Raw genomic sequence first — 12,125 nt, 5'->3', positions numbered from 1 at the left:
CCGAAGCTGTACCGATACCCACACCGCCGTTGTTTGCTACTAATTGGTTTGTACCAAGCACTAAACCGTTTGCTGGCGCAGTTAACACGCCTGACAGAGTGACCGCACCGGCAGAAAATCCTCCTGAACCATCACGTTTAACAATCATGTTTGCAGTATTTGATGAAGTCGCTGTCAATGTATCACTTACTGATTGAGAAATCTGCGCCGATGTTTTTCCGCCGACTGTCGCAACAACAGTTGCTGATAACGAGCCAGTTACATCACCAGAAATACCGGTACCTAAAGCATTAATCACATTCGCACTTGTTAACGAGATCTGGCCTGCGCCATTTACCGTGATGTTATTGCCAATTGAAACCACACCGGTGTTGGTCGTATCCGCGATACGTAAATTTTGCGTTGTCACTGTTGTTAAACGACCGAAAGCATCCACCGTGATAACTGGAATAGTGAATGACGAGCCATACGTACCGGCTGTCACTGTTGAGTTAGCTAAACCAATCACCGGATTTGACGAACCACCGGTGATGGTGATCGGAGCCGTTGCCGTGATGGAAGCCAGCGGTGTGTAACCTAAAGCTGTAGCTACATCAGAATTTGTTAACTGCGCACCAGAAGTTACACGGCCTTTACCATCAACTGTGACTTTCGTGTACTGTGTGCCAGATGTTACGCCAGCACCAACACCAGCTAATTGTAAATTACCTGTATTAGAAAGTGTGGCATCGCCCGACATTAATACCGCTGCAGCAGTACCAGAAGCATTACCGACATAGAAAGCACCTGATGCAATACTTGCGCTCATCATCGGTACCCAAGTTGTTTCAACCACACTTGAAGTCGCAGCCGAGATACCTAAACCGTAACCAGCCGGAGGTACCGTCCCGTTAGAAGGTAAATAAATATTATAGTCCGCAGAAGTAAGTGGCGCAAAGATACCTACCGAGTTACCGGTTGTACCGTTTTGTACACGTAAGAAGCGCTGAACCGTCATATCCTGAACGGTGGTGATGCTGTTTGCCGTAAAGTTACCGAATGCATCACGACGAACAATTGTACTGCTTGAATCTACCGAAGTCGCCGAAGCCACATCATTGACTGCGGTTGTAATCTGCGCTGCGGTTTTACCGCCGACTGTTGCTACAACTGTGGCTGATAGCGAACCAGTGACATCACCCGATAAGCCGGCACCAAATGCATTTAAGACATTGGCACTTGTTAATGAGATCTGACCGGCACCGTTAACGGTAATGTTATTACCGATTGAAACCACACCGGTATCAGCTGCCGAAGCCGGGCGTAATACCGTATTTGTCACACTTGTTATGCGGCCAAAAGCATCTACTGTGATCACCGGCACCGCTGCCGATGTACCGTAAGTTGCAGCGGTTACACCAGAGTTTGCTAAACCGACCACCGGAGATGAAACGCCACCAGTAACAACGATCTGGCCCGAAGCGCCAGAAACCGAAGTGACTTTATCCGTAAATGTTTGAAATTGGGTATTTGTAATCGCACCTTGCGTAACACCCGCAGAGGCCGCCATTGGTAAATTAAATGTATGCACGCCAGCAGCAGTTGCAATATTAAATGCAGTGCCCGCAGCACCGATGGCAAACGTCTGTGTCGCCGATGTTGAGCCGTTTAAAGAAATTAATGCCGTATTATTTGTGGCCATTTGGCGCCAAGTCGCCGCACCACCATCATAATACTCAAACGCACGCGTTGTGGTATTAAAAATCTGTAAACCGTCTTGTGCAATACCAGATACAATGGCATCACGCTGAGTTGTCGTCATACGCGGAATTAAAAAACCCGCAGCCGTTGATGTGATATCAACAATCGAACCTGGAGTTGGTGAAGCCGCACCAACAACTAATGAACCCGACGCTGAAATTGTCGTCGCTGATAATGCAGTCGTTGTTAAGCCACCGGTCATTGTATCGCCCGCACGATTCACCGGAGTATAAGTTAAAGCCGTAGTTACATCGGCCGCGGTTAATGCCGAACTACTTGTTACACGACCTAATGCATCTACTGTTACTTTGTTATAAGTACCGGCTGTTACACCAGAATTTGCTAGGCCGATCACCGGAGCTGACACTGTACCTGTTAAAGTAACAGGAGCCGTAGTAGATACCGCACCGGCCGGTGTGTAACCTAAACCAGAAACCACATCAGCATTATTTAATTGTGCACCAGAAACCACGCGGCCTTTGCCATCGACAGTGACTTTCGTGTATTGCGCACCAGAGGTAACGCCAGCGCCCACTGAGGCTAATGTTAATGCACCAGTGTTGGCCATCGTCGCATCACCAGAAACCAGTACACCGGTTGCGATATTTGAACCATTACCCATGTAGATATGGCCGTCAGCCAAATAATCTGTTAAGGCATTTACCCACGTAGTTCTAATCAATGATGCAGTCGAGCCAGATACAACCCCAAGAACTTGTCCGGCATTTGGTGCACCGTTATCTGGTAACACGATATTGTAATCTTGCGCTGCACCTAATGTTACTGGCGTTGTGATACCAATTGCACCACCGGCCAAACCATTTTGTACGCGCATATTACCCCAAACAGTCATATCTTCTACGAGAGTAATATTACGTGCAGTGAAATCGCCATTGGCATCGCGGCGAACAATAGTACCACTTGAATTTAAGTGCGTAGCTGAAGCGACCGCATCAACAGTCGTTGCAATGTTAGCAGCTGTTCGGCCACCTACTGTTTGAACAATTGTATTATTTAATGTACCTGAAACATCGCCACCTAACGTGCCCATGGCAGCGATCACGTTTGCACTTGTGACCGAAATTGTACCGGCGGTAACCGTTATGTTTGAACCAATCTGTACGATACCTTTCGTACCGGCAGTTGCATCCGCATAAGCTTGTGTTCCAGCCGAAGTTACGCGGCCATAAGCATCTACAGTTACAAACGGGATACCCGTGCTTGAACCGTAAGTTCCGGCTGTTACACCGCTGTTAGCTAAATTAATAACCGGCGATGAAGAGGTACCGGTTAGAAATAGCGGCGAAGTTGCAGACACGATTTGAACCGGCACATAACCTAAACCGGTTGTCACATCAGTATAATTTAAACCGGTACCTGAAGTTACACGGCCCCAGGCATCAACAGTTACTTTCGGGTACGTGCCTGAAGTTACACCAGTAGTATCTAAACTGATCACCGGATTTGAAGCACCACCAGAAATAGATAATGGTGAAGTCGTTGAAACAACATTAGTTGGTGTATAACCTAAACCAGCCACCACGTCGGCATTATTTAATCCTGTACCTGAAGTTACACGGCCCCAGGCATCAACCGTAACTTTTGGGTAGGTACCAGAAGTTACACCGCTCGTTGCAAGATTAATTACTGGTGAAGAGGCAGGCCCTGTTAGGAATAAAGGCGCCGTCGCAGAGACGATTTCAACTGGAGTGTATCCTAAGCCCGTAGTGACATCAGCAAAATTTAAAACAGTACCTGAAGTTACACGGCCCCAGATATCTACTGTTACTTTTGGATAAGTACCTACTGTTACACCACTGTTTTCTAAACCGATCACCGGGTTAGAAGAACCACCGGTCATCGTGATCGGTGAAGTTGTCGATACCGAAGCCATCGGTGCATAGCCTAAAGCTGTATTAATATCTGCATTTGAAAGCTGCGCCCCCGAAGTGACGCGACCTTTACCATCAACGGTTAATTTCGTGTACTGCGTACCTGAAGTTACATTGGCAAAATCTGGTAAACGCGCATCGGCGATAATACCAGTTGCACTAGCAGATCCTAAATCTAAAAAGCTTGCGGTCGCAAACGTACCCAAACCTAAATTTGTGCGCGCTGTCGCTGATGAAGTTAAATCACTTAAATTACTTGCTCTTACTAAATAAGTACCAGAAGCCGCATCATCCGCCGGCGTATAACCTAAAGCGGCCACGATATCTGCATTGGCTAATTGTGCCCCAGATGTCACGCGGCCTTTACCATCAACCGTTACTTTTGTATAAACCGTGCCAGAAGTTACACCAGCGCCCACTGCATTTAACTGTAAGTTACCAGTACTTGATAGTGTGGCATCACCTGTTAATGGCATACCCGTCGCTACTCCTGAAGCATTACCAACAAAGATATTACCCGGAGATAACGCATCGGAAAGGGTTGTCATCCAACGCGTGTAGATCGTAGACGATGTTGAACCTGAAGCTACCGCTAATAGCTGGTTTACTGTCGGTGTGACATTGTCTGGTAAAACGATATTATAATTATGGATCGGAGCTAAACCAACCGGAGTCGTAATACCGATTGAACCACCAGTTAAGCCGTTTTGTACGCGCATATTACCGTACACAGTTATATCCTGGATAGTTGTAATATTTCTAGCGGTGAAATCGCCGTTGGCATCACGGCGAACAATCGTGCCACTTGAGTTTAAGTGCGTAGCAGAAGCCACGGCATCAACTGTAGTTGCGATATTTGCAGCGGTTCTGCCGCCAACAGTTTCTACTACAGTTGCATCAAGAGTACCGGATACATCACCGGCTAATGAACCCACTGCCGCGATGACGTTAGCGCTTGTGACTGAGATTACGCCCGATGATAGTGTAATGTTAGAGCCGATCTGTACGATACCTTTGGTAGTACCAGTGGCATCAGCGTACGCTTGTGCGCCGGCAGAAGTGATGCGGCCAAATGCATCTACGGTAAAGAATGGCACTAACGTATCTGAACCGTACGTCGCGGCTATTACACCGCTGTTAGCTAAACCGATCGATGGCATTGAAGCTGAGCCTGTTAACACGATTGGAGCTGTTGCCGAAACTAACGCCACCGGTGAATAACCTAAACCTGTTGTTACATCAGCGAATGACAACACACTGCCGCTGGTTACGCGGCCCCAGTCATCAACGGTCACTTTCGGATAAGTACCCGAAGTAACACCTGAAGTATTTAATGTAACAACCGGATTAGATGCACCACCAGAAATTGATAAAGGCGCCGCAGCTGAAACCACATTAGTTGGTGTGTAACCTAAACCAGCAACCACATCGGCATTACTTAATCCCGTGCCAGAAGTAACCCGGCCAAAGTCATCAACGGTCACTTTCGGATAGGTGCCCGAAGTTACCCCGCTCATCGCAAGGCTGATCACTGGCGAAGATGCCGGACCACTTAAGACCAGAGGAGCTGTGGCAGAAACCATTTGTACCGGCGTATAACCTAAACCGGTAGTTACATCAGCAAAGTTTAACACGGTACCGCTGGTTACGCGGCCCCAGATATCTACTGTGACTTTCGGATAAGTACCTACAGCTACGCCGCTGTTTTCTAAACCAACTACCGGATTAGACGCCGTACCGGTTAACGTAATCGGCGAAGTTGCTGAAACTAAATTCACCGGCGTGTAACCCAAAGCCGTTGTTACATCAGAGTTATTTAATTGCGCACCCGAAGTTACGCGGCCTTTGCCATCAACAGTTAATTTAGTGTACTGCGTGCCTGAAACCACGCCGGCAAAATCTTGCAATCTCGCATCAGCGATAATACCAGTTGCACTTGCACCACCTAAATCAAGAGTATTAGCCGTTGCAAATGTACCTAAACCTAAATTCGTGCGTGCAGTTGCAGATGAATTTAAATCACTTAAATCATTGGCACGACGTAAATAGGTACCCGACACGGCATCATCAGCCGGCGTGTAGCCTAAAGCCGCAACCACATCAGCGTTATTTAATAAAGCACCCGAAGTTACGCGGCCTTTACCATCAACAGTTACTTTCGTGTACTGTGCACCAGAAGTTACTCCTGCACCGACTCCGACTAATTGAAAGTTGCCGGTATTTGATAACGCCAGATCACCGGTTACAGACACCCCGGTAGCCGTACCAGAGGCATTACCGACAAATAAATATCCCGGAGCTAACACATCGGTTAATGCATTAATCCAGTTTGTTCTTACCGTTGCACTTGTTGAACCAGAAGCTACTGCTAAAACCTGGCCTGTAGAAGGGGCACCGTTATTCGGCAACACGATATCATAATTAGAAACACCAACCGGCGTGGTAAGACCGATGTAACCACCAACTGATCCATCCTGTACACGTAAGTTACGTTGTACGGTCATATCTTGCACAGTGGTGATGTTGTTTGCGGTAAAATTACCGTTGGCATCGCGGCGAACAATGGTGCCGCTTGAATTTAAATGCGTAGCTGAAGCCACCGTATCAACCGTCGTTGCAATGTTGGCTGCAGTTCTTCCGCCCACGGTATCTACTACGGTTGCGTTTAAGTTACCAGATACATCACCTGATAACGAACCCATCGCTGAAACGATATTTGCTGTGGTGATCGACACCACGCCGCCAGATACCGTTAAATTATCACCGATTTGGATAATACCTTTAGATGAAGTTGTGGCATCAGCGTAAACTGTAGTCGTGGCTGAAACAATTCTACCCCAGACATCAACGATAAAATTAGGAATTAATGTATTTGAACCGTACGAACCAGAAACCACACCCGAAGTGTTTAAACTAATAGTCGGATTAGAAGCGCCACCGGTTAAAGATAACGGCGTTGAAACTGCGACCGAGTTCATCGGCTCGTAGCCAAGTCCTGCGACCACATCAGCGTTATTTAACTGCGCACCAGAAGTTACGCGGCCTTTACCGTCAACGGTGACTTTCGTGTACTGTGTACCAGATGTTACGCCGGCACCAACGCCGACTAATTGTACGTTACCCGTACTTGATAACGTGACATCGCCGGTGATCGGCATTGCAGTCGCAGTACCTGAAGCATTACCGACAAATAAATAACCCGGAGCTAAAATATCAGACAGAGCATTGATCCATTGTGTACGCACTGTTGCACTAGTGGTACCTGATGCGACCGATAACACCTGACCAAGAGTTGGTAAACCGTTACCAGGTAAAACGATATCATAGTTAGAAACACCAACCGGAGTGGTAAATCCGATATAGCCGCCTGCAGAACCATCTTGTACACGTAAATTACGCTGTACGGTCATATCTTGCACAGTGGTGATGTTGTTTGCGGTGAAGTCACCGTTGGCATCACGGCGAACAATAGTACCGCTTGAATTTAAATGGGTAGCTGAAGCCACTGTATCAACCGTCGTTGCAATGTTGGCTGCAGTTCTTCCGCCCACGGTATCTACTACGGTTGCGTTTAAGTTACCAGATACATCACCTGATAACGAACCCATCGCTGAAACGATATTTGCTGTGGTGATCGACACCACGCCGCCAGATACCGTTAAATTATCACCGATTTGGATAATACCTTTAGATGAAGTTGTGGCATCAGCGTAAACTGTAGTCGTGGCTGAAACAATTCTACCCCAGACATCAACGATAAAATTAGGAATTAATGTATTTGAACCGTACGAACCAGAAACCACACCCGAAGTGTTTAAACTAATAGTCGGATTAGAAGCGCCACCGGTTAAAGATAACGGCGTTGAAACTGCGACCGAGTTCATCGGCTCGTAGCCAAGTCCTGCGACCACATCAGCGTTATTTAACTGCGCACCAGAAGTTACGCGGCCTTTACCGTCAACGGTGACTTTCGTGTACTGCGTACCAGATGTTACGCCGGCACCTACAGAAACTAATTGAAAGTTTCCGGTATCAGACATCGTCGCATCACCGGTCATTGTAACACCCGTTGCCGTGCCTGATGCATTACCAACAAAAATATTACCTGGAGCTAACACATCCGTTAAGGCATTAATCCAGTGTGTGCGGATCGTCGCACTTGTTGAACCAGAAGCTACTGCTAACACCTGACCCGTTGAAGGCGCACCGTTACTTGGTAATACGATATCGTAATTAGAAATACCGACCGGAGTCGTAAGACCGATATAACCGCCGACCTGACCGTCTTGTACACGCAAGTTACGCTGTACCGTCATATCCTGAACGGTGGTGATGTTGTTTGCCGTAAAGTCACCGTTAGCATCACGACGCACGATTGTAGAGCTAGAATTTAAATGCGTGGCGGCTTGTGTATCATTCACGCTCGTAGCCACTTCAGAAGCCGTTTTGCCGCCGACCGCAGAAACCACAGTCGCTGATAACACACCCGTCACATCGCCGGATAAAGTCGCAGCCTGATCAAATGGTGTATACCCCAGGGCCGAAATAACGTTACCGCTAGTCACCGAGATCACACCCGTCGATAAAGTAATATTAGCACCGATCTGCACGATACCTTTAGAAACGTTTGTTGCATCAGCGTAAGTTACTTGCGTTGCTGAAGTAACTCTTCCCCACTGATCGATGACAAAATTTGGAATTAATGTATTACTGCCGTAAGCACCAGACACAACACCGCTATCGGCTAAACCGATCACCGGATTAGACGCGCCACCAGTCAAAGTGATCGGTGTTGTTGCCGAGACCGAACTTACCGGCACATAACCTAAGGCTGTATTGATGTCCGCATTAGTTAATTGTGCACCTGATGTTACACGCCCTTTACCGTCTACCGTTACTTTCGTGTACTCTGTGCCAGAAGTAACTCCTGCGCCGACATCAACTAAAGTAAGTACACCGCTGCTTGCTAAGGTTGCATCGCCGCTCATAAAGACCGGTGTTGCCGTACCAGAAGTATTACCAACAATGATCGCACCAGATGCTAACACGTCAGTTAATGCGGTAATCCATTGCGTAGTTACTACCGAGCTTGTGGCACCTGCGGCGATTGCCAACACATTACCCGGAACCGGTACACCGTTAGCCGGTAACACGATATCGTAGTTCGCTACACCGACCGGTGTGGTTAAACCGATATAACCGCCCACTTGGCCGTCTTGTACACGCAAGTTACGTTGTACCGTCATATCCTGAACAGTTGTGATGTTATTTGCGGTGAAATCACCGTTACTATCGCGCATCACTAAAGTTGATGTTGAACTTACTGAAGTTGCTAAGATACATGTCCACGCCGTGCCGTTAAACACCGGCACTTCGTTAGTGCCGCACACCGTGCTTGTTAAGGCAGAGCCCGAAGCATTAACCGCAACAAAACCGTTACCAGTTAATGCACCGGCTCCCGTACCACCGCGCGCAATCGGGAAAACACCGGTTGTGATTTTAGACGTATCTAAATCGGGAATATCCGAAGCCACCAAAGTCGTTGCGCTGGTGATAAGACCTTTAATATCCACCGTGAATTTTGTGTAAGTTCCTGCAGAAACTCCGCTATCTTGAAGGCCGATTTGCGGCGTTAACGACGTACCCGCCATTGTTAACGGCGAAGTCACAGTCACCGAAGTTATTTTATTATTAAATGTAACAAAATCACTTGCGGCTAAATAACCGTCTACGGTTGGCGTTGCACGGGTGATTGAAATTGTCGGCGTAAAGCCACCGCTTGAAGATAACGGTGCTGAAGCTGAAACACTGGTTACGCTTCCAGTCGTCGGCGAAATCCACGACGTGTTACCACCGCCGTCAGTGGCTAAAACAAAACCGCTCACCGGAGCCGTCGTTGGCATCGTTAAGACATAATCTAAAGCTAAACCTGAAGAAACTGCAAAACCCGCATAGTTCGTATTGCCGGCATTATATAGTAATAAGTTTCTCGTCGAAGTATTCGTCGATGAAATCGTGTTCACTGACACGTTACCCGAACCATCGCGTTTTACAATCGTGCTAGCGGTATTCGCTGATGTGGCCTGAATGGTATCGCTCACACTTTGCGAGATCTGGGCGGCAGTTTTTCCGCCAACAGTAGCAACTACCGTCGCAGAAACCAGGCCAGTCACATCACCAGCTAATGGTGTTAATGCCGAAAATGCATTTACGATTCGCGAATCATTACCGGCAGCCACTGTATTGGCCGTTGTACCCACATGTAAAGTTAATAACGGATTAATTGTTGGATCAAACGTCGGCGGACCACCACTTACAGTTAAGTAAGCATTGGTTGAGTTAACGGTTTGCACCGTACCGGCGATACCCGGTTTGGCAATCCAGTTGGTACCGTCAAAGAACATGACTTCGCCGCCGACATAAGTACCGCCGGCAGGATTTAATGGACGGTTAAATAATCGGCTAACAACGGTTGCCGATTGAGAGCCCGTTACTTCGCCTGATAACGGAACTGAGAAGTACGCAACCGTTCCCTGCGAAGTTACATAGTAATTACTTTGACCTTTAATCGTCGCATCTAGTTCTTCATATAACGGACGTGTGATTGCCGGAACCGCATACGGAACCGGAACACCAAAACCATTAATCTCTACTACTCTTAATAAACTTGGCGCACCGAAACCACCAACCGCATTCGTATTTAACGCTTCAATCGCTAGTGGCACGTAGTTGATGGCCTGTGACGGTAATGGCTCATAGGCCGATCCACCCGGCGGTACAAAAAATACATTTAAACGACGCGAGTTAGTTGTACCCGGAACGGTACCACCGTTAATACAATTAATTGTTCTTGTCGGGTCAGTAATAAAGATATCAGCAAACGGATTCAGTAAAGCCACAGGAAGCGTTGAACTTCCGCCGTTTACGGTGAGGGTAAAGTTTCCATCAGCGGCTGTTAAATTCTGAGTTTGAGTTTCCTGGTAAAGTACACAGGTCGGCACATCTGGATGAACCACTTGAATCAAGAACTGTACGTTACCGGTTACCGGCGCATTTGAGGCTGCCGTATCCAAAATACGGCCATGATAAGTTAACTGCGGGCCAAACGCCTGCGCGTTTGCAAGTACCGGGGCTAATAACAATAATAAAAGTGCGGCTAAGCGGTTCAGCATTTTAGCTGTTAGATTAATCATGGATTTTCTCCATACATTAATCCCTGACCGTTCAGGTAGACTCTGTATCTTGAAGAGCCGGTAAGCACTGAAGTGCGTTCCATTGGGCTGGCAAATGAACTTTGGGCAAAATAGCGATCCGAATCAACACAGGCTTCATTTAGCGGCGAAAGCGGAATCGTACTCATGCCCGGTCCTACACACGAGGCCGTGTGGGTCGCTGGTGGTTTAAATTCCTGCGCGCTGCCGGCCACGAACTCCCGCACTTTAAACTGAAAGCGATCCAACGTGCGTACAAACACATGCTGTGATTCTTCTAACGGAATCTGCGGGTTCTTGTTGTTAAAGCCGTTACGGGCAGTGATATAGATCTCGTAAATCGTGCTGTCATCTAAAGTGTGATCAGGACTTGTGATCCAGTATGGGCTGGTTGCATTACGAACTTCAATAAACGTTGATTGCGAAGTCGAAGGCGAAGCCTGGTAGACCGGCATAATTCCGTTAAAGCCTGAAGGCTGTAATGTCTGATCGGTAATACGTTTATAATAAAGTGTATAACGGGCCGAAGTGCCATCCATATAATCAGCTTTTGACCAGTTTACTAAAATAGATTTTCTTAAACCCTCGGTGCTGGTGATTCTGAACGGCCCCGGTTTTTCTACGCGGCGAACTGTTAACTTAAATGCCGAGCTAACGGTTGTCCAGAAGTCGAAAAGATCCACTGTAATGGTAATTTGTTTTGAGGCAGTGACCGAACTTGAACGAACCGATAATAAACAGTTTGGATAAGTTCCTGACACCGACATATTCTTTGGGTCAACGACTGAATAATCTGAAGAACGTGCGGCAATGTTAATTGCACTACACATGATAAATGTATCTGGATCAGAAATCTGAAACGGAATTGTTACTACGTCATTCTCATCCATTTCAAGATCTACCATTGGACTGATTGTAGGCGGCGATGATTCAGTACGTAGGCCCGGATTGTATCCAGAAGAGATTTCAGAATTTTTTCCGCCGAGAATATTAAAATTACAACCAGAAAGTAAAAGTGTTTGTGCGAGCGCAAAAAACGATAACCTCAACGCAATTTTGTTGCGTTTTAAATTGTGAAATAAAAATGAAAGCTGTTTCATTTTATTTATTTTCACTCAAGTTTCGTCTCCCACTACGTGCCACTAATCGCGCTTTCTTAAAGAATACCATGACTTAGCTTACCCAAAGTTTTTAAAGGCAGAAAAAGTGCCATGTAATCTTTAGGCGTACCAACACGATACATCTACAGATATTTTGTCTTGTTTTTGGAATTTTTAATAAT

At 46.8% G+C, this 12,125-nt stretch carries 2 protein-coding genes; both read right to left on the bottom strand.

Annotation, left to right across the window (positions count from 1 at the left end; translation table 11 throughout):
• Nucleotides 1–10,825, bottom strand: a 10,825-nt coding sequence (locus tag AC04MM_RS06750) for a beta strand repeat-containing protein (protein WP_475379569.1), incomplete at its 3' end; no start/stop codon positions are given.
• The gene (locus AC04MM_RS06745; RefSeq protein WP_475379568.1) at nucleotides 10,822–11,943 is read right to left on the bottom strand and encodes a hypothetical protein; all 1,122 of its coding nucleotides are present in this window, start codon (nucleotides 11,941–11,943) and stop codon (nucleotides 10,822–10,824) included. The genes AC04MM_RS06745 and AC04MM_RS06750, both read right to left, overlap by 4 nt.
• Nucleotides 11,944–12,125: the final 182 nt, after the last annotated feature.

Source organism: Bdellovibrio sp. SBM16 (genome assembly GCF_056175625.1).
This window is presented reverse-complemented; position numbering and strand designations above follow the sequence as displayed.

Bases quoted from the DNA above. Each gene is read 5' to 3' on its own strand.
- AC04MM_RS06745 (WP_475379568.1), bottom strand. From the start codon at position 11,943: ATGAAACAGCTTTCATTTTTATTTCACAATTTAAAACGCAACAAAATT.